Source organism: Bacteroidales bacterium (genome assembly GCA_013141385.1).
In the GTDB taxonomy this organism is placed as follows: Bacteria; Bacteroidota; Bacteroidia; order Bacteroidales; family Tenuifilaceae; genus UBA8529.
This window is the reverse complement of record JABFRB010000020.1, coordinates 37,948-57,999: the sequence shown is the minus strand read 5'-3', so window position 1 is coordinate 57,999 and position 20,052 is coordinate 37,948. Positions and strand designations below refer to the sequence as shown.

General features: G+C 34.9%; 20 protein-coding genes. 15 read left to right on the top strand and 5 right to left on the bottom strand.

Features of this window, described 5'->3' with window-relative positions; translation table 11 throughout:
* Positions 1-3: 3 nt before the first annotated feature.
* The 3 genes from HOO91_12690 to HOO91_12680 form a co-directional block, all read right to left on the bottom strand.
* Positions 4-801 carry a hypothetical protein gene (locus HOO91_12690; GenBank protein ID NOU18406.1) on the bottom strand — a complete coding sequence of 266 codons (798 nt, stop codon included), beginning with the start codon at positions 799-801 and terminating at the stop codon, positions 4-6.
* Positions 771-1,400 carry a hypothetical protein gene (locus HOO91_12685; GenBank protein NOU18405.1) on the bottom strand — a complete coding sequence of 210 codons (630 nt, stop codon included), beginning with the start codon at positions 1,398-1,400 and terminating at the stop codon, positions 771-773. Before HOO91_12685 ends, HOO91_12690 begins: the two co-directional genes overlap by 31 nt.
* A 78-nt stretch (positions 1,401-1,478) precedes the next feature.
* Complete coding sequence (locus HOO91_12680; GenBank protein ID NOU18404.1) at positions 1,479-2,069, bottom strand: hypothetical protein; 591 nt, start codon at positions 2,067-2,069, stop codon at positions 1,479-1,481.
* Between the two features lie 598 nt (positions 2,070-2,667).
* Between HOO91_12680 and HOO91_12675 the strand changes: the two genes are divergently transcribed.
* Complete coding sequence (locus HOO91_12675) at positions 2,668-3,144, top strand: hypothetical protein (GenBank protein ID NOU18403.1); 477 nt, start codon at positions 2,668-2,670, stop codon at positions 3,142-3,144.
* 413 nt (positions 3,145-3,557) lie between these two features.
* Here the strand turns inward: HOO91_12675 and HOO91_12670 are convergent, their stop codons facing one another.
* Positions 3,558-4,187 (bottom strand): hypothetical protein, encoded by a 630-nt coding sequence (locus tag HOO91_12670; GenBank protein NOU18402.1) that lies wholly within the window; start codon positions 4,185-4,187, stop codon positions 3,558-3,560.
* 489 nt (positions 4,188-4,676) lie between these two features.
* On the opposite strand from HOO91_12670, the gene HOO91_12665 reads away from it, so the two are divergent.
* The 6 genes from HOO91_12665 (at position 4,677) to speA (ending at position 10,636) form a co-directional block, all read left to right on the top strand.
* A complete protein-coding gene (locus tag HOO91_12665; protein NOU18401.1) occupies positions 4,677-4,919 on the top strand; it encodes a hypothetical protein in 243 nt (80 codons plus the stop codon).
* 179 nt (positions 4,920-5,098) lie between these two features.
* Positions 5,099-6,319, top strand: coding sequence for a hypothetical protein (locus tag HOO91_12660; protein ID NOU18400.1), 1,221 nt, complete (start codon positions 5,099-5,101; stop codon positions 6,317-6,319).
* Between the two features lie 266 nt (positions 6,320-6,585).
* Complete coding sequence (locus tag HOO91_12655; GenBank protein ID NOU18399.1) at positions 6,586-7,029, top strand: YhcH/YjgK/YiaL family protein; 444 nt, start codon at positions 6,586-6,588, stop codon at positions 7,027-7,029.
* Between the two features lie 205 nt (positions 7,030-7,234).
* Positions 7,235-7,675, top strand: a complete 441-nt coding sequence (locus HOO91_12650; GenBank protein NOU18398.1) for a hypothetical protein — start codon at positions 7,235-7,237, stop codon at positions 7,673-7,675.
* A gap of 34 nt (positions 7,676-7,709) precedes the next feature.
* Entirely contained in the window at positions 7,710-8,504 is a 795-nt protein-coding gene (locus HOO91_12645) for a DNA/RNA non-specific endonuclease (protein NOU18397.1), read from the top strand.
* A 239-nt stretch (positions 8,505-8,743) separates the two neighbouring features.
* Positions 8,744-10,636, top strand: a complete 1,893-nt coding sequence (gene speA, locus HOO91_12640; protein ID NOU18396.1) for a biosynthetic arginine decarboxylase — start codon at positions 8,744-8,746, stop codon at positions 10,634-10,636.
* A 25-nt stretch (positions 10,637-10,661) separates the two neighbouring features.
* Here speA and bla read toward each other — a convergent pair whose 3' ends face one another.
* Positions 10,662-11,576: a class A beta-lactamase, subclass A2 gene (bla, locus tag HOO91_12635; GenBank protein ID NOU18395.1), complete on the bottom strand. Its 915-nt coding sequence runs from the start codon at positions 11,574-11,576 to the stop codon at positions 10,662-10,664.
* 540 nt (positions 11,577-12,116) lie between these two features.
* On the opposite strand from bla, the gene HOO91_12630 reads away from it, so the two are divergent.
* From HOO91_12630 to HOO91_12595, 8 genes are all read left to right on the top strand, one after another.
* Complete coding sequence (locus tag HOO91_12630; GenBank protein ID NOU18394.1) at positions 12,117-13,013, top strand: cysteine synthase; 897 nt, start codon at positions 12,117-12,119, stop codon at positions 13,011-13,013.
* A gap of 443 nt (positions 13,014-13,456) precedes the next feature.
* On the top strand, positions 13,457-14,242 hold the full coding sequence (locus HOO91_12625) for an ATP-binding cassette domain-containing protein (GenBank protein NOU18393.1): 786 nt from the start codon (positions 13,457-13,459) through the stop codon (positions 14,240-14,242).
* A gap of 11 nt (positions 14,243-14,253) precedes the next feature.
* On the top strand, positions 14,254-14,955 hold the full coding sequence (locus HOO91_12620) for an AAA family ATPase (protein NOU18392.1): 702 nt from the start codon (positions 14,254-14,256) through the stop codon (positions 14,953-14,955).
* Positions 14,956-14,960: 5 nt separating this feature from the next.
* On the top strand, positions 14,961-16,121 hold the full coding sequence (locus tag HOO91_12615; GenBank protein ID NOU18391.1) for a cysteine desulfurase: 1,161 nt from the start codon (positions 14,961-14,963) through the stop codon (positions 16,119-16,121).
* 38 nt (positions 16,122-16,159) lie between these two features.
* On the top strand, positions 16,160-16,819 hold the full coding sequence (locus HOO91_12610) for a Fe-S cluster protein (GenBank protein ID NOU18390.1): 660 nt from the start codon (positions 16,160-16,162) through the stop codon (positions 16,817-16,819).
* A 95-nt stretch (positions 16,820-16,914) separates the two neighbouring features.
* Entirely contained in the window at positions 16,915-17,586 is a 672-nt protein-coding gene (locus HOO91_12605; protein NOU18389.1) for a response regulator transcription factor, read from the top strand.
* Positions 17,587-17,688: 102 nt separating this feature from the next.
* Complete coding sequence (cysK, locus tag HOO91_12600; protein NOU18388.1) at positions 17,689-18,627, top strand: cysteine synthase A; 939 nt, start codon at positions 17,689-17,691, stop codon at positions 18,625-18,627.
* 460 nt (positions 18,628-19,087) lie between these two features.
* Positions 19,088-19,990: an EamA family transporter gene (locus HOO91_12595; GenBank protein NOU18387.1), complete on the top strand. Its 903-nt coding sequence runs from the start codon at positions 19,088-19,090 to the stop codon at positions 19,988-19,990.
* Positions 19,991-20,052: the final 62 nt, after the last annotated feature.

Below are 20,052 nucleotides of genomic sequence, written 5' to 3'. Positions count from 1 at the left end.
CCTTTAGCATGGCATATTTAGTGTAATTGCAGTTCCTTTACCCTTCTGGCTATCGATATCTAATGATGCACCAATAAGTTTTGCTCTGTAGCTAATATTGCTTAACCCCGTTCCCCTATCCTTCCCATTAATTAAATTCAGCGATGATAAATCAAAGCCAATCCCATCATCAATTACCTTAATGGTAAAGAATTCCAACCCATACTCCACCTCAACCCTAATAACCTTTGCTTTGGCATGTTTAACAATGTTATTCAGGGTTTCCTGAATAATCCTAAAAATAATAAGCTGTTTCTGCGATTCGAAGGTTCTCTCATCACCACGGAGAACAAGCTCTGTGGTAAATTCTTCAGTTCGGTTAATGGTCTCAAGCTCCTGCTTTATTGAATCGGATAGGTATTGCTGCGAAAGGTGGATAGAATTTAAAGATTTTGATAGCTGACGTAAATCGTTGATAGCCTTTGAGACGAGCTCTTTTGTTCCCTCAATCTTATTTTGAGTTTTCGCATCGCACATCTCAACCTTAACCGTATTCAGGTTAAGCTTAACCAACGATAGTATCTGTCCTATATTATCGTGTATTTCCTGCGAAATCCTATTAAGGGTTTGCTCCTCGTTCTCGATTTGTACTTTAACAATTTCCTCCTGGTATTGAATGCTTAATTTACTAATCTCCTGAGAGTGCTTTCTCAATCGATTCTGATATCGCACAATAGCAACAATAATGATGATCACAAGGAAAACCATTAGGAACGTACTGGCAATAAAGGCTAAGAGTATTTCTTTATCCTGTGTGAACATACAAAAGCTATAGAGTATAATATATAAATTATGCAATTTAATACTATTTGATAAGGTTTGATTTTATCCAAAAGCTCTGGTTTTGTATCCAATAAAAAATTAAACACCCCTGTAAAAGTAAAAACTCCACATTGGTAAACTAAAATTGCCACACATATCCAAAATACAGGCAGTGATAGAATACTAACATCCTCCTTTACTTCGATAGTAAAAATAGCCATAGTTGCCCAGGTTACAAGGAGCAAACATTCAATAATTGTTTGAAAATTTGGGTATTTACTTATTATCACAACCTTTAACGAAAACATTAAGCTAAATATAATAAATAAAGGAATTGAGTAGAGCACTATCTTTTTAACCAGAATATTGCGGAGAGTAAGGTAAAAATAGTACGCCAAAAGCGAGTACTCAATGGGTAGGTAGATATGGTATAAAAAAAAGTAGTTTATCTTAAAGTGGTTTAATACCGATGCCCCAATATCCGACAGCAAAGCAGCCGAAAGCAGGAACGGGAAAAGGTATAAAGCCTTGTCCTTTTTGTAGCTAAAGATGCTTAGGACAAGGCTTATGAAAAGGATGGTTAAGTAGATGTTTCGCATTTTATTCGCATTTTAAATAGAAATTCAGAAGAATAGGGTTTGGGGCTATTCTTCTGAAAGGTAGAGATTTTATTGGGATTATTTTTTCTTATTAAAGAACTCCTGTATAATTTGTGCCAATTCTTCATAATATTCGCTAATTCTAATTTTATCTCTATTTAAAAAGAATCCTAATTTTATTGGAGGAACCATTTCAAAAATTTGCCCAGTTTCACTTTCACTTTCAGTCATGAAAGTAACTGGTTTATTTGGTCTAAGGCGTTTCACTATATATTCTTTTTCTGTAGTAGCGATGTCAAATTTTTTATTAACACCTATTGCAACCAAAGAGACACCGGCATCTATATTCCCAATATCAGAGGGTGGAATGTAATCATCTGATTTCTTTTTAGCATAGTAAAATCGAATTCCTTCACATTCACTTTGCGATAAAATAGATAGCAATGCTTTTCTACCAAATGTGAACGCTACTTCTTTTTCATTGTCTCTTCCTTCTTCTAAATCATCCCAGTAATTCTGAATCATTTTCTTTGCAACACTTTCAGTAATTGGGACTCCGAAGGAACAGACAATTGAATTATCAATTTCTTCTTCATAGTTTAATACGTCTTGCTTAATCCTGTTGTCTGCGGCAAGTCTAAAACCATGCTTTGTAGAATTCTTTTTCATAGTTGTGTCTTTTTATTACTAACTTGAGATTAACTGTAACCCAAATTTACTCCAATCAATCACAATGTCAATACAATAAAAAACGACTCCAAAACATTCGCTTACTTAATAGGCTGTATAAAAACTAATTACTTTAATTTTACATCATAATTTCAGGTGATTTTACTTTTTGTAGATGGGTGAAAACACGGTACAATTCGAGGGGTAAATACAGACATAAATTAGTGTTTTTCATCTGCCTATTTTTATTGTTTCAAAAGGTGCGGATGGAACATCCATAGGGCAGTCATTCATGTTTGTGCTAAGGCTATTATAGTGGATATTTCATTTTGATATGGGTTTTGTTTTCGAGAAAAATTGTGTTAAGTTTAATGCAAAATAATTTTTTAAAACTATAATCGAAATGGTCAAAATAATCTGAATACATGAATCAATACTTTTGAATTAATATCCATTAAACGCTGGCAGAACCTTTGAGCCCTGCTAGGTTAACCCCCGTTTGAACTGGAAGCGTTAATAACTAAATTGTCAAGTCTACAATATTGAATAATAACATACCAAATTGGTATTAATTATAAACTCAAAAACAAAAACATCTATGGAAAACAAAATTTCGATTACAATTAGTAAAGAAGCCATTGAAGCCATTAACGCTGCAATTGCCACAATTGAGCAGCAATTACCAAACCTAATTAACCTTACGGTTGAAGATCGTAAATCGCTCCCCAAGATGGGCGATAAAACTTTGGCGTTTGTGAGCAAAGCGCTGGAGTACTCAAAGCAAAACCCCAAGGTAGTTCCCCCGTTCCTTGATGTAGCCGAATTCGAGAAGGATGTTCAGGCCGTTACCAACATCAATAAGGTATTAATCCCCCTACAGCAGCTAGTGGAAAAATTAGACGATAGTACCGTGTTAGCCGGTAGTGAGGCGTATTCCTCTGCCCTTATCTTTTATAACGCCGTTAAGAGTGCAGCTAAGACTGGCGTACCCGGGATGAAAGGGGTTTATGACGATTTGCAATTACGGTTTGCTGTTAAGGCTAAGACAAATAACGTTGTGCCAGAGACTAAGTAGCCTATACTGCTCTTTGAGGGGCTTTTCATAGCTTTTTGGTCGGATAACTTTCCTCTAAGCTAAGAATTTGATACTCCAAGATAGGAAATCCTCACTTCAGGGTAGGATATCCTACCTCAAAACAAGGAATTCCTCACTCTGAACAAGGAATTCCTTGCTAAAAGGGAGGAAATCCTAATCGCAAACAGGAAATTCCTATAAAAAAGTGAGGAATTCCTTGTTTGAAGTGAAGAAATCCTCACTTTAAACAAGGATGGCTCTGTTTGAGGGGAGGAAGTCCAAGCCTTGAACATATAATACACTGATTTTTTTGAGCTTTGGCAAGGTGTATTTGGAGAATAACAATAGGCTGATGCAATTTCTCAGTGTATTATACAACTATGCAGAAATATGAAAAGTAACTTAGGATAAAGTTATTTATTTCTTAAACAGTCCTTCACGAATTCTTCATTATGTTTTATGAAATACTCCACCATCTCACCTACGATCTTTTCACCAAGTAATTCAATAAGATCTTTTACATTGTCCCTTATAGGCGGAACCATTTCCATAATAATACCATTTTGAACTGGCTCGACACCAATATCTTCAGGAAAACCATTAATATTTCCACTTCCATTTAAACCTGCGCCAAGGCGTCCTGTCAAGTTGGTCATTATATCGGATTCATCAATTTTGCTTCCTACAGCAACTAATGTTATTCCTGGTTTGATGCTCGCACTCAATTCCTGATCAAAATCCTCTACCCTCCTTCTAGCAAAATAAAAAGATACACCAGTACAGTCTTTCTGATGAAAAATGCTTAATAAATCCTTAATAGCAAAAATTACACCTATATTATCAGCATTGGGACTACTTGGTGTCTTCCGAAAATTATTTATCAAGACCTGAGCAACCGATTCTGTTATGGGTGAAGCATAACCCGAATGTACTATCTCAATATCATGATTATAATGAATTTCCTTTTGAAAAATTCTTTTGTCTGTACCATCAGACTTCAAGACATAACCCAATGGTTTTGTTTTCATAAGTTTTGTTTTCATACCATTCCATATTTAGATTAGTGAATTGGTTAACTGTAACCCAAATTTACTTCAATCCATCACAATGTCAATACATTAAAAAAGGTTACTAAAACACTCATTCACATAATAGGCTGTATAAAAACTAATTAATCAAGTTTCATCTCACATTTTCAGGTGATTTCCCTTTTACAGGTGGGTGAAATCACGGTACAATTCAAGGGGTAAATACAGATACAAATCCATGTTTTTCACGTTGATATGCGCTGGGTTTTGGGGGAACTTTGTAATGTTTAATTGAATCGATAATTATAAACCTTAAACTTTAATAAATGAAAACAGGAAGTAGATTACTAATATGGCTGTCACTATTAGTAGATAAGTAATTGAGTTTCTATTCTCAGATGCAACTGAGAGGCAAAACAATGCAACAATTATGTACAAAACCACTAATTCTGTGCTAGCAAGAAAAAAACTTAAGTATTAACGGATCATTAATATTAAAAAACCATGAAATCAAAATTCTTAAAACTTGATGCTAAGGATATAGTAAAAGCTATCATTCTAACATTCATCACAGCATTACTAACAGGTATTTACCAACTACTGCAAACAGATACACCACCAACATGGGATCTCCTTAAACCAGTTTTGATGACAAGTATCGCTGCTGTAATTGGGTATCTGCTAAAGAATGTTTTTACAAATTCTAATGATAAATTTCTGCAAAGGGAGCCAGGCACAACAACTTAAACACGTCCGTTAGCGACCGTTAATGATAATTAACCATTATCTCAGTACGAACGAAAAAAATTCTTGAAATGTTTTTCCTAGATTTTAGGGCAAAGGATTAGAGTAGACAGTGGTTAAAGATTCATCCAAATCTATTCAATTTTATTGATCATCAATAACCTAAATTACAAATCTCTATTATGAAAAAGAAAATTTATTTGCTGATAATATTTTTGAATACCATAGTAACCTATTATGGTTTATCACAAAATATTAACTTTGATGTTCAAAGTAATGATGTAACTTGTAAAGAAGCGAAGAATGGCTCAATAATTATTATACCTAAATTTAAAAGACTAGAATTTGCTCTAAACAATAATGCTTTTTCCACAAATACAAGTTATATCAACCTATCCGAGGGGGAATATAATTTATATTCAAAAGATTCCTTAGGAATTATAAATAAAACGACTATTACAATTAAAGTTAAGTCAAAACTTGATTTTACAACATCTTTTAAAGATATAACATGTAGTAGTTATCAAAATGGTGAAATTAATGTACAGGTTGTAAACGGAGATCCCCCACTTTTGTTTGGGTTAAAAGATCAAACAAATAATTTTATTGAAAATTTTTCCTCCTCTAATAATTTCAATAAATTAAAGGAAGGAGCATATACAGTTGTCGTTAAAGATGCGCTAAATTGCACATTGGAAAAAAATATAACGATTAAATCATCCCCAAAAATCAACCTTAATGCAATTTCAACACCAGTTACAATGCTTGGAGCAAATGATGGTAAAATTGTGATGAATGTGATTGGAGGTATATCTCCCTACGTATTTAGTATTAATCAGAAGGACTTTACAAATAATTCAACCTTTACAAATCTTTCTGATGGTAATTATATTTTAAGTGTTAAAGATGGCAATGGTTGTATTGAAAATATTAGCGTTTATATTAGTACAAATGGAGATTTCTCTAGAATCGTAATTAAAGATGATCGTGACAAATTCATTAGTTTAATAATGAAAGAAATTGAAAATAATAATAAGAGATTAAAAAATATTAAGCACTATTATAATGGGACTTGGATTGGAGGTTTGGTCTGTGGGGCTGGAGGTACTATTATTAGTTTAGTTGTACCAATATCAACAGCCGCAGTAATTACTCAAATAACTAGTACTTTATCAGGCACGACTTCAACAATAGTCGGTAATCTTAAGTTTAAAGAAGAAATAAAATGTAGAAAAAAACTAAAACAATATTTAAACCCAATACCTGATATATTTAATACAAATTGGTCAGACATTCAATTACCTCAGGAGGGAAAAACATGGACAGAGAAACAATATTTTAAATATAAAAATGAGAAGGATACTATTTTAATGAGAATTCAAAACTATGGGTGTGATAATTGATTTCGATCGCCCCCAGCTAAGCATCTATTCCCAATTAATCTTTGGTGAGCCGAAGTCAACCATATCCAAATTGAGTGTAACCTGTGACAATAATTGGACAAAGACATAGCCTAATGCATAAAAAGGGCAAGGTGCAAAGTATCGCCATTGGTTATATCTATAAATTTTAATTATAAATCAAAAGAGTGGTAGACCAAAGCTGGCTCTACCACTCTTTCCTATTTTAATCATTCCATTATTACAATTTTCTATCTTTGCCACAAAAAATGGTAACTGCATCTTTAAACGACTTTCACTTATATCTAGGACTTCATCCTCTTTTTGAAAAGGTTGAAAAGGCTTTAAAAACCAATGCCTTTGATAAACCGGGCGAAAGAATTTATATTGATGGCGAAAAGCTATTTGCCATTCCTGCGCTTGATAGCGCACGCACAAAGGAGAATGCACTCCTTGAGGCGCATAACCGCTATATCGATATTCAGGTTTGCCTAGAAGGCAATGAAACTATGGGATGGAACAACCGTGCCGATTGTAAAAGCCCTAAAGGGCTATTTGATACCGAGAAGGATATCATTTTTTACAATGATAATCCCCTCTCCTATTTCAATGTTCCAGCAGGACACTTTGCAATCTTTTTCCCTAACGATTGCCATGCACCGCTTATTGGGGAAGTAATGATTAGGAAGGTTGTATTTAAGATTGAGGTGTAGGGTTAGCCAACGAAAGATATTTCACACAAAGCCGCAAAGAAGATAAGTTGAATTAAGAACATCACCAAAATTAGCGGAAGTAGCATGGTTCGACTATACCTAGCTTAACCTAATATTTATTCGCAAAGAGAAAATTTTCTAGTTTTTCTCTCTTGGCGTACCTTGCGACTTTGCGTGAACCCAACAAGTACAAAGAGATAAATATATGAGCGAAAAAAATTACGATCCACGAATGCACACTGCCGAGCATATTTTGAATCAAACCATGGTGAGAATGTTTGCTTGTGGAAGATCTTTCAATAGCCATATTGAGCGTAAAAAATCAAAATGCGATTATCGGATTGGAAGGAGTTTAACGGATGCTGAAATCAAAGAGATTGAAACACAGGTAAACAGCATTATTAATAGTAAGTTAGATGTTACTGAGGGTTTTGTAACCAAATTGGAGGCAGCAAACTTTCTCGATTTATCGAAATTACCCGTCGATGCACCCGATAGTATTCGTGTAATACGAATTGGAGATTATGATGCTTGCGCATGTATTGGCCCTCACGTTAAAAACACTTCCGAGATTGGTGTTTTCTCTATTCTTTCATCTGATTATAATGAGGGAATTGTTAGGTTAAGGTTTAAATTAGCAGAGTAGTGGTTGATATAAATTTTTGAAACTGTTAAATAATATGGGCAAAAAAATATTGATATTCCTTCTAATTATTGCGGTTATTGGTGCTACCGTTTACTTTCTGACAAACCGTAAATCGAAACCGAAAATGGATAGCAATAAAATAATGGTTCAAGCAAATCTTAAACAAAGTGAAAAATATCAGGTAGTTAAGCATAAATATTACACACTTGCCTATAGCCAAGCAAACGATCAACCTGCATGGGTTTGCTATAGCCTTAAAAAGGAGAATGTTGGAGGCAAGGAGCCTCGTACAAACAAGTTTACCGCCGATCCTTTGATATCAACAAAAACCGATTTCAATATTGATTATAAAGGATCTCATTACGATAAAGGTCACATGGTTCCTGCAGCCGATATGAGTTGGTCGAGCGTAGCAATGAAGGAAACATTCTATTTTAGTAATGTCTGTCCACAGTTTCCATCGTTTAACCGCGGAACATGGAAGAAACTTGAGGAGAAAGTTCGTGGATGGGCTGTAGAATTCGATTCTGTTAAAATATACTCAGGCCCAGTTTTTAATGATAACATAGGTAAAATTGGCCCCGATAGCGTTACAATCCCAGGTCATTTCTATAAAGTTATAGTTGAATACCACAATTCTTCGTATGAGGGGATTGGCTTTATATTTCCGAATAAAAAGGTTGATGATCCATTATATCAATTTGCCGTACCGATTGATAGCGTTGAAAACTATACCAATCTCGATTTTTATCAATATCTCCCTGAAAGCATACAAAAAAAAGTTGAATCAAATGTTAATTTATCTATTTGGGGATTCAGTAAGAAATAGCCTCATACAAATTTGCCTAATCTCAAAACACATACATTTTTAAAATCACAATACAGTTGAATTTTGTGAGATTTGCTGGCATTTTTCTGAATCATCGAAACAAATAATCCTCCAAAACAAAAATAAATTAAAATCAGGGCATAATGAGCTGATGATTATAGCTTAATATTTCTCAACATTAAATATATTCGCATAATTTTTCAAAAAGAAAATCATTAACCCTTAACACAAGTGCAATCATGAGAAAATGGAAAATTGATGACTCCGCAGAACTTTATAATATTCATGGTTGGGGTGTTGATTACTTTTCTATTAATGACAAAGGAAACGTTACAGTAACTCCGCAAAAAAATGGATGTTCCGTTGATTTAAAGGAGCTCCTTGATGAGTTAATGCTTTCCGATGTTTCTGCACCAATGTTAATTCGATTTCCAGATATTCTCGATGATAGAATTATTTCCGTTTCGAGCTGTTTCAAATCAGCTGCTGAGGAGTACGACTATAAAGCGCAAAACTTTATCATATACCCAATTAAGGTAAACCAAATGCGCCCTGTGGTTGAAGAGATTGTGAGCCATGGGAAAAAATTCAATATTGGCCTTGAGGCAGGATCAAAACCAGAGTTGCATGCTGTAATTGCAATCAACACGGATCCTGAATCGTTAATTATTTGCAATGGTTATAAGGATGAGGACTATATTGAACTAGCACTACTCGCCCAGAAAATGGGTAAACGCATTTTCCTTGTTGTTGAAAAATTAAATGAGCTAAAGCTCATTAATACAATATCAAAACGGTTAAAAATTAAACCCAATATTGGAATTAGGGTAAAACTTGCCAGTTCTGGTAGCGGTAAATGGGAAGATTCCGGTGGTGATGTTAGTAAGTTCGGTTTAACATCAAGTGAGCTGCTGGAAGCTCTTGATTACATCGATAAAAATAAAATGCATGATTGTTTGCGTCTTATACATTTCCATATCGGTAGTCAAGTAACCAAAATTAGGCGTATTAAGATTGCACTTCGCGAAGCCTCACACTTTTACGTTCAACTTTGGAAAATGGGATTTAAGGTTGAATTCGTTGATATTGGTGGAGGTTTAGGTGTTGATTATGATGGAACAAAATCATCGAATAGCGAGAGTAGCATTAACTACTCCATTCAGGAGTATGTGAACGACTCAATTAGTACGTTTGTTGATGCCAGCAATAAAAATGGCATCCCACATCCAAATATTATTACTGAATCTGGTCGTTCATTAACAGCTCATCATTCAGTGCTCATTTTCGAAGTGCTTGAAACTTCTACTTTACCTGAGTGGGATAATGAAGAAACAGTTAACGATCAAGATCACGAATTGGTTAAGGAGTTATATATGCTTTGGGATACTCTGAACCAACCTCGATTGCTCGAAACATGGCACGATGCGCAGCAAATTCGTGAGGAAGCACTCGACAGATTTAGCCTAGGACTTATAGACCTAAAAACGAGGGCTCAAATCGAACGTCTATTTTGGTCGATTGCACGTGAGGTTTTTCAGATATCAAATCAAACAAAGCATGTGCCTGATGATTTACGCCAGCTATCAAAAATGCTTTCCGATAAATATTTCTGTAATTTTTCACTTTTCCAATCGTTACCCGATTCTTGGGCAATAGATCAAATATTCCCAATAATGCCTATTCATCGACTTGATGAACAGCCCACCCGTTCGGCAACAATTCAAGATATTACCTGCGATTCGGATGGGAAAATCGATAATTTTATTACAACTCGTAACTCTGCATACAACCTACCAGTTCATTCATTAAGGGGTAAAGAACCATACTATATGGGTGTTTTCCTTGTTGGTGCTTACCAGGAGATTTTAGGTGACTTGCATAATCTTTTCGGCGACACTAATGCTGTTCACGTCTCAGTTGATGAGAATGGTTATAAGATCGATCAAATTATCGATGGCGAAACGGTTGCTGAAGTATTGGATTATGTACAGTATAATTCCAAGAAAATGGTTCGTACCGTTGAAACTTGGGTAACCAGCTCTGTTAAAGCAGGAATAATAACCTTAGAAGAGGGCAAAGAATTCCTTTCGAACTATAGATCTGGGTTGTATGGGTATACTTACCTAGAGTAATGATTGTGTAAGAAATCTATGTTTTTTATTTCTTGGTATTTTTGGAGTAATAATCATACGTTGCTTTAGAAATCCTTGCAATAACATTCTCGCTAACCTCATCATCGACTTTTGCATTTGTAATAAAAACTGCAATTGCAATACTCTGTCCATTTGGAAGTTTTATAATACCAACATCGTTCACAGCGGCTGAAATACCGCTTTTGCTTTTCCCAGAACTACCCGTTTTATGGGCAACGATGGTTTCAGATGGAAGCAGCCCTTTTATTCTTTTAGGCCCTGTGGTAGTTTCTACCATCAACTTCCATAAATAATTTGTATTTGACTTCGAAAGAATCTTCTTTTTATAGAAAAGTTCAAGAATCTCAACTAATGCAGAGGGTTTCGCCCAGTTTTTAAACTGAACCGTTGAATCTTTATGCATCTCCTCTTCCGTGCCAACAATTGCAATACTAGTAACCCCCAGGCTATGGATGTATTTCTCAACGGCTTTTGGACTACCCTGTAAACGGAATAGTATATCACAGCCATTATTATCACTTTGCGAAACAGTATAGCTAATCAATTCGCTTAAGGGGATATCAACATTTCCATTTGGATATTTATCCCTTAAAGGGCTCCAAGTATTTGGAAGTAAGTCATTCTTTGAAATCCGAATAACTTGATTCAACAATAACTCCTCTTTAGCCATCCAATCTAGAATAGATATTGCAAGAGGAAACTTGTATACGCTCTGCATAGGATAATGTAAATTGTTATTGAAACTTAGCGTATCCTTTGTATCCAAATTCTTAATTGCAACTCCAACAGTGCCATTTGCAGAATTAATTATCCCCTGAATCTCTGTTCTAAGCAATTCATTTTGAGCATGAATATTAATGCTGATAAAGACTAATACTCCAAATAGAAGTATTGTCCTGATTGAAAAGTTGGTTTTCATTATAGATGGAATTTGTACAAAAATAAACTATTTAAGTTGATACTAATTATTAGGTTCACTTACAATTTAAGGGTAGGAAGGTAAAAATTGATATTCATACAACTTGCTGTTGTGGTTAAAGTTAGGTTTAAATGAACAATGGTTCGGTAATTTTTTTGGTGGATTCTTGCAACTTAGTGATTTAGTGGCCTTTAATATTTTTTTAGCCACCAAAACTCAAAAGCACCAAATTATACCAAATCAATAACTTAAAAATATCGGTTAAAAATTTACCGAACTATTGAATGAAATATCTACCAGCTAAATAAATATCTAAATATGGATGCTGAATTAATTATTTATATAGATAAAATAGACTTTCCCACTCAATTATAAGTATAGTTATTATGAAGAAAATCAATATTCATCAATGGTTTTATTCTATAAAGAGTATTGCATTATTCAAAATTGTATACACATTATTGAAAATTAAATGTTGTTTAATATGATTATTCAACTTTAAAAACAATATTTGGAGATTCATTTAAAAATAGCATTATGATTTACGATAATATTCTACAAACAATCGGCAATACACCCCTTGTAAGAATAAACAAGTTAAATTCGAATAAAAATATTACTATTTGCGCTAAAATTGAGGGATCCAATCCTTCAGGAAGTATAAAAGATAGAATTGCTTTAAAAATGATTGAACAAGCTGAGGCAGAAGGTTCTTTGGTTAAAGGAAAAACAATTATTGAACCAACCTCTGGAAATACTGGTATCGGATTGGCTATGATTGGGATAATGAAAGGCTATAAGGTTGAGATTGTTATGAGTAAAGCCGTATCTGCTGAAAGAGTAAAAATGATTAAAGCTTTTGGAGCAAAAGTCACATTAACTGATGCGAAATTAGGAACCGACGGAGCAATATTTAAAGCACGTGAATTAGTAAAGGCTAACCCTACTAAATATTTTATGCCCGATCAGTTTTCAAACATGTACAATAGAACTGCCCATTACAAAACCACTGGCGAAGAAATTTGGAAACAAACAAATGGTAAAATTACCCATTTTGTATCTGCGTTGGGAACATCTGGCACAATTATGGGAGTTGGATTAGCTCTTAAAGAACATAATCCCAAGATTAAAATTGTTTGTGCGCATCCAGTTAAAGGTCACTATATACAAGGGTTGAAAAATATGGAAGAGGCTATAGTTCCATCAATATATGACCCTTCAAAAATCGACGAAACAATTATGGTTGAAACAGAAAAGGCTTATGCAATGGCACGGCAAATAGTTAAAAAGGAGGGAATATTTGTTGGCATGAGTAGTGGAGCAGCAATGTATGCAGCATTGGAGGTAGTAAAAAACATTAAATCAGGAACAATCGTGATGATTTTCCCAGATAGTGGAGTAAAATATTTAAGCACAAAATTATTTGGTGAGAAATAGCAGGAAAATGAAATGGTATACTTCCAAAATTGACTTTTGAGATATTTTTCAATAGAAATAGATTCACATCTAATGCAATTGATACGCCTCCTGTAATTGCAACTTCATTGATAACTACAATTTTATTAACATAATTTTTGTTGATCAATTGCATTTACAGGTCATGATATCAAAATTTTCTTTAGTAATATTGATCCTATTATATAGTAACCCAAAACCATTATGGTTTTCAAAAAATAATCATATCCACTCGCTTTTTATATTAATGATTTAAGTTAAAAAGGTGAATGTAAAAAGCCATAATCCTTTAATTTTTAATACTGTTTCCTACAAAAATAAATACCTGATTGTAAATTCTTTAATACTCAAGCCTTAAATCTTAGTGCTTAATGTACACTAATATGGTGAACATAGTGGATATATTTGTCAAAAATATTTAAACTATGGAAATCAAAAAGATAACAATCATTGGTGGTTATGGGAAAGATGGTTCAAAAGAAAAAGTCGATCAGTTTGACTTGATGTCTGGAGATATTATTAGTATTGTTGGCCCGACTGGATGTGGCAAAACAACTTTAATTAATGATATTGAACTATTTGCCAACAACAACACCCCATCGGGTAGAAGAATTTTAATAAATGGTGAATCCATACCTGAAGATTTCACCTTCGATCCATCAAAGCATCCAATTGCACTAATCTCTCAACACACAAACTTCCTAAGCGATTTACCGGTAGGAGAGTTTCTTACAATTCATGCAAAAATAAGGGGAGCAAAAGATGTAGATCATGTTGTTGAAGACACCATTGAATTTGCTAATCAGCTAACAGGCGAAGCAATTATTAAGAATACTGCTATGACCGAACTTTCCGGGGGACAAACCCGTTCGCTTTTAATTGCTGATGCTGTAGTAATCGGGAATTCACCAATCATTTTGCTGGATGAGATTGAAAACGCTGGTATCAATAAAACTAAAGCACTTGAACTCCTTAAGAAATACGATAAACTTTTTGTTTTCGTTACCCACGATCCCACAATTGCTCTTCTCTCCGACTGCCGTATAATAATGAAAAACGGTGCAATGCAGAAAATAGTTGCATCAAACCCTGAAGAGCGCAATGCGGCTGAAGTATTAAAAAAAATGGACGATGTTTTCCTTCATTTCCGTGGTTTAATTCGCGCAGGAGAGGAAATTAGAAATGAGCACCTTGATTATATAACCAACTAACTATTAAAAAGATGAAATTAATAATATTTGCAGGTCCACCGACCTGTGGGAAGACTACTGTAATAAAACAGGTAATAAAGAGGATGATAGCAAAAAAACTAAAATCCTCTTTTATTAAGATTGATGTTTTATACGCTGACGAGGATGAAACTATTAATAAAGAATTTGGGATACCCACACGTAAAATCTATTCAGGAGAACTTTGTCCCGATCATTGTAATGTTGTGGTTTTGGATGAAGCTGTAGAATGGGCTGAGAAAACTGGCTCCGACTATCTATTTGTTGAAACAGCTGGATTATGTCTGCGATGTTCTCCCTATGTTGAGAAGTCTCTCGGCATTGTTGTCCTTGAAGCTACAAGCGGGATGAATCTTCCGCGGAAAATAGGACCAATGTTAACATTAGCAGATATAAGCGTTATTACTAAAATAGATCTTGTTTCACAGGCAGAGCGAGAAGTTTTCCGCTATAGAGTACTTGAATCAGCAAAAGGCGTCACTGTTGTTGAAAGCAATGCACTTTACGGAATTGGAATAGATCCTATTGTTAGACAAATAATTAAAGCCAGCGATGTTGAGTTTCCAATGTTTCTTAGAGGAAATCCGCCTGTTGGAACCTGTACAATTTGCGTAGGCAAAAAGGAGATTGGTGCAAAAAACCATTTCGGGGTGCTACGAACTATGGATCATGAACTTTTCTACGTTGGAGAGTAGTAAGTATGGAACGAATATATTTCGATAATGCCGCAACCACTCCTTTAGATCCTATTGTCCTAAATGAGATGAAACCATACCTTACTAATAGTTTTGGTAATGCATCTAGTTTACATCGTTTTGGAACTGAATCAAAAGTTGTTCTTGAAAAATGTAGAAAGCAAATAGCAAACTATTTAAATGCCAGTGACGATGAGTTCGTATTCACTTCCAGTGGAACAGAATCGAATAATATGGCCATAAAGGGTATTGCGTTCGCCAATAGGGGAAAAGGGAATCATATTATCACATCAGCAATAGAGCACGATTGTGTGCTAAACGCCTGCAAATGGCTGGAGACACAGGGGTTTTACATTACCTACCTCTCAGTGGATAGTAATGGTGTGATTGATATCGAGCAGCTGAGAAAATTTATTAACCCTAAAACCATTTTGGTTTCGGTAATGCATGGGAATAACGAGATCGGAACCTTGCAAAACCTTGAGCAGATAGGAATGATATGCAGGGAAAAAGGAGTATACTTTCATTCGGATGCTTGTCAGAGTTTTGGGAAGGTACCTATTGATGTACAGCGGATGAATCTCGATTTGCTTACAATTAACTCCCATAAGATATATGGCCCCAAAGGGGTTGGCGGGCTATTCATCAGAAAAGGAGTTAAGATAACCCCGTGGTTGCATGGTGGTGGACAGGAATTTGGCATTCGTTCATCAACTGAGAATATCGCAGGAATAGTTGGGTTTACAAAAGCAGTTGAGTTATGTATGACCAACTTTAGTAAGGAAATAGAGGCACTTACTCGACAACGTGATAAACTTATGGATGCGATCTTATCGAATGTTGAGAATGCTTACCTAAATGGTCATCCAACCCAACGTATCCCCAATAATATAAACATCTGCATTAGAGGACTCGAAGGGGAGGCAATCCGCCTGCTTCTAACTCTTGACGAATTGGGTATTGCCGTTTCTGCCGGATCTGCTTGCTCATCAAATGACAAATCGAATAATGCTTCGCATGTATTACGTGCAATTGGACTTAACCCTTTTGAAGCAAGAGGATCAATTAGGATTAGCCTTGGACGATTTAATACCGATGAAGAAATAGACTACTTTATTAATGCTTTTGAACAGTCAATATTGAAACTAAACCCAATTTTTTCTTAAAAAACAAAATGGAAACGATAACAAAACTTGATCAAATAATGGAATTGCTCCCAAAACTTGACTGCGGAGCTTGTGGTTATAAAACCTGCGAGGATTTTGCAAAAATTGTAGAATCCGATGAAAGCGAGTTAAAAAGATGTATTCACGCATCGAAAAAGAGTAACGATGAAAAAAAAGCCCATGCATCATGCCTTGGCTGTGCAAATGAAGGGATGGGTGAGAAAATGGGATGGAAGGATACGCTTAAGCGTGATTATGATTTTATCCTTGATCTGTTCGAAGGTGAACCTGGACCAAGGGAGACAATCCTTCCATATAACCCCTCACTTGTAAAGGAGTTAGGTGTTAAAAAAGGCGATGTAATGATTGGTCGTCCAATGGGAATGTCTTGTGGTTGCCCAATCACTCATTGCGGTATTGTAAGTGACACTGATGCAAGGAATGGTGTAATAAATTGGTTTGTAACAGGCCCTTTAAGACCAAGAAGTGAAGGTTTTATAGATATTGGCTACTATGTAGCACAAGCCTACGAGGGCATAATACGCGAATCAAAGGAAGAAATTAAGTTAGGCACTCGTTACTGGTTCCTTCCCCGTCGTTGTATGTTACAATGGAGGCATAGCGGTTTGGTAAATGCAGTTACAAAACTTAAAGACGGTAGCTATAAAGTTAGAATTGAGGGATTATTTATTGGTTGATATTAAGTATTTAATAGTATTTTCAAAATCCGATAGCAAAACAATTAGCATCGGGTTTTGTTTTTATCTACTAAACCGATTTTATTACTATAGGCATGGCTCAGAGTATAAAAAATAGTGTTGTAATTGCCGATTCGCAGTTCCTTGTAACAGAGTCACTCAGAATATTACTTCAAAATAGCGAACGTTTTACCTTCATCGGTTTAGTCTACAACTTGAATGACTTAAGCGAGTTGATTAGTAAAGAAATTATCAACTTACTCATCACGGATTTTAATTTATTTGATTTTGGGGGATTTGAAACAATTGGTAGCCTAATGAAAGAAAACCCCAATATAACTGTACTTATCCTTACAAATCATGTTAATAGGAATGATTTACAGGAGTTAACCAAAATAGGTATAAAAGATATAATCCTAAAAACATCGAGCAAAGAGGAACTATTTATGGCAATTGATGCCACGATGAATAGAAAAAAATACTATTCTGATGAAATTCTTAACATCCTACTAAAAGATAGCATTGTTAAATCCCAATCTAAAGTGGAATTCCAGCAACATTTAACCCCTTCCGAGATAGAGATTATCAGAATGATAGCAGATGGTTTAACCACCAAGGAAATTGCAAATAAAAAAATGATTAGCTTTCATACTGTAACTTCCCATAGAAAAAATATTTTCCGCAAAGTAGAAATCAATAATACCTCAGAGCTGATAATGTATGCTATCAAAGCTGGGTTGATTGATAACATTGATTATTACATATAGTATCCCGCATTTATGGTATAAAAAATACCATATCTATGGGATGTTTTATTCTATCGCATTCGCTCATCTTTGTGTTACTAATAAATTAACTATTCGAAAATTATGACACGTATAGCAAAACATTTAACCGATCTTATTGGTAATACCCCTTTACTGGAGCTGACCAACTACAATAAGATAAATAGTACTCTAGCAACCATTTATGCTAAACTGGAATACTTTAACCCAGCCAGTAGCGTTAAGGATCGTATTGGCTTTGCAATGATTGATAAAGCAGAGAAAGATGGATTAATTAATAAGGATACAACAATTATTGAACCTACAAGCGGCAATACTGGAATTGCTCTTGCTTTTGTTGCTGCATCAAAAGGTTATAAACTAATACTAACAATGCCAGAAACTTTCAGTATTGAACGAAGAAATCTTCTTAAGGCATTAGGTGCTGAACTGGTTCTTACCCCTGGCCCTGATGGAATGGGTGGAGCGATAAAAAAAGCTGAGGAACTTAAATCAATCACTCCAAATTCGTTTCTTCCTCAACAGTTTAAAAATCCTGCAAACCCCGAAATACATCGCAGAACTACTGCTGAGGAAATTTGGCGTGATACCGAGGGACATGTTGATATATTTATTAGCGGGATTGGCACTGGAGGCACAATTACAGGGGTTGGAGAAGTTCTAAAAAAACGTAATCCAAGCATCAAGGTAATTGCTGTAGAACCTTTTGACTCTCCAGTACTATCAGGTGGACAGAAAGGACCTCATAAGATACAGGGTATTGGGGCAGGATTTGTTCCTGAAATTCTGAACCGTTCAATAATTGATGAAATTATTTTGGTGAAGAATGAAGAGGCCTTTGATACTAGTCGCACTCTTGCCAGAAGTGAAGGTCTGTTGGTTGGGATATCATCTGGTGCTGCCACACAAGCTGCACTTCAGGTGGCCAAGCGTCCCGAAAACAAAGGGAAAAATATTGTAGTTATTCTACCCGATTCAGGCGAAAGGTATCTCTCAACAACTCTATACCAAGCAGAGAGTTAACAATTTGATATTACACAACTTGCTTGAAACGAGAAAATGAAGTTGAGTTACAACTTCATTTTCTCGTTTCATAATTATTACAACAGTTAAAAGACCTCTTAAATCCGAATCATACATTGAAGACCAGATGGAATGGATTCAGTAACTTGCAATCCATTTTTCTCTTTTCATACTTAAACTCAATTTGGGCATACTTTTCTGAAAACAAAGTTCAATCGTAAAAATTATATATCATCATATAGTCAGTACATACTGGAATTTTACAAGTACTACTTGATGAATTCTCAATACATATCCACCATAACCATAAACTGATTGTAATTGATAATAATCTACAACTAATTTCCTCAGACCGTTTTTGGATAACACTATAATTCAGTATAATATAATTCCTAGTAACCAGTGAACATCAAATCTCAAATCTATTTTCTTACATTTGCAGCCTTATCAATTAAGGAATATGTTTAGTTTATCGAAAAAACGTTGGCAATGGGTAGCAATGCTACTTTTAGCATTTATTTGGGGATGTTCATTTATACTTATGAAGAAGGGGTTGGTTGCTTTTACTCATGTTCAAGTTGCTGCTATTCGAATATTTTTTAGTTTTTTAGTATTATTCCCTTTTGCAATAAAAAGTTTTAAAAAATTAACTAAACAAAATGCTATTTTTTTAGCAATATGTGGGCTAATTGGAAATCTTATCCCTGCTTTTCTATTCACATTTGCCCAAACAAACATATCGAGTTCGCTTGCAGGGATACTAAATAGCCTATCACCATTTTTCACATTGATTGTTGGGGTTTTAATTTTTAAAAATCGCCCTGGATTTCTTCAGTATTTAGGAATATTTATGGGCTTGATAGGTGCTGTAATGCTTGTTTCGAATGGTAACCTCAGCTCATTTAGTGGCATTAATATCTACGCATTACTAATTGTGTTGGCAACCTTTTTGTACGGTATGAATAGTAATATAATAAAATTCAAGTTGGTTGGACTAAGTGGAGTGGAGATAACCTCACTAGCCTTTATGTTTATTGGCCCATTTGCAGGCATTATTCTATTCTCAACTAATCTTGGTGCTTCTTATTACTCTCCACATTTTTTGAGCAGTCTATTTGCCATTTTAGCTTTAGCAATATTTGGTTCGGTTCTATCCCTATTTGTTTACAATACTTTAATACACCATACCACAGCCATTTTTGCCACATCAGTAACTTATATTATTCCAGTTTTTGCTTTGATGTGGGGGATTCTCGATGGTGAATCGTTAAACTTTTTGCAGGTAATTAGTATGCTTGTTATACTTACAGGAGTTTATCTGGTTAACACCAAATTGGGTAAAGTGAAAATCATTAAAGAATAGAAATTTGGTGTTTGATATTATCTGTTATTCTACCAATACCTGTAGCACCCAAGGCATTATAT

Coding starts and splice junctions, on each gene's coding strand:
- HOO91_12690 (NOU18406.1), bottom strand. CDS start 801: ATGTTCACACAGGATAAAGAAATACTCTTAGCCTTTATTGCCAGTACG.
- HOO91_12685 (NOU18405.1), bottom strand. CDS start 1,400: ATGCGAAACATCTACTTAACCATCCTTTTCATAAGCCTTGTCCTAAGC.
- HOO91_12680 (NOU18404.1), bottom strand. CDS start 2,069: ATGAAAAAGAATTCTACAAAGCATGGTTTTAGACTTGCCGCAGACAAC.
- HOO91_12675 (NOU18403.1), top strand. CDS start 2,668: ATGGAAAACAAAATTTCGATTACAATTAGTAAAGAAGCCATTGAAGCC.
- HOO91_12670 (NOU18402.1), bottom strand. CDS start 4,187: ATGAAAACAAAACTTATGAAAACAAAACCATTGGGTTATGTCTTGAAG.
- HOO91_12665 (NOU18401.1), top strand. CDS start 4,677: ATGAAATCAAAATTCTTAAAACTTGATGCTAAGGATATAGTAAAAGCT.
- HOO91_12660 (NOU18400.1), top strand. CDS start 5,099: ATGAAAAAGAAAATTTATTTGCTGATAATATTTTTGAATACCATAGTA.
- HOO91_12655 (NOU18399.1), top strand. CDS start 6,586: ATGGTAACTGCATCTTTAAACGACTTTCACTTATATCTAGGACTTCAT.
- HOO91_12650 (NOU18398.1), top strand. CDS start 7,235: ATGAGCGAAAAAAATTACGATCCACGAATGCACACTGCCGAGCATATT.
- HOO91_12645 (NOU18397.1), top strand. CDS start 7,710: ATGGGCAAAAAAATATTGATATTCCTTCTAATTATTGCGGTTATTGGT.
- speA (NOU18396.1), top strand. CDS start 8,744: ATGAGAAAATGGAAAATTGATGACTCCGCAGAACTTTATAATATTCAT.
- bla (NOU18395.1), bottom strand. CDS start 11,576: ATGAAAACCAACTTTTCAATCAGGACAATACTTCTATTTGGAGTATTA.
- HOO91_12625 (NOU18393.1), top strand. CDS start 13,457: ATGGAAATCAAAAAGATAACAATCATTGGTGGTTATGGGAAAGATGGT.
- HOO91_12620 (NOU18392.1), top strand. CDS start 14,254: ATGAAATTAATAATATTTGCAGGTCCACCGACCTGTGGGAAGACTACT.
- HOO91_12615 (NOU18391.1), top strand. CDS start 14,961: ATGGAACGAATATATTTCGATAATGCCGCAACCACTCCTTTAGATCCT.
- HOO91_12610 (NOU18390.1), top strand. CDS start 16,160: ATGGAATTGCTCCCAAAACTTGACTGCGGAGCTTGTGGTTATAAAACC.
- HOO91_12605 (NOU18389.1), top strand. CDS start 16,915: ATGGCTCAGAGTATAAAAAATAGTGTTGTAATTGCCGATTCGCAGTTC.
- cysK (NOU18388.1), top strand. CDS start 17,689: ATGACACGTATAGCAAAACATTTAACCGATCTTATTGGTAATACCCCT.
- HOO91_12595 (NOU18387.1), top strand. CDS start 19,088: ATGTTTAGTTTATCGAAAAAACGTTGGCAATGGGTAGCAATGCTACTT.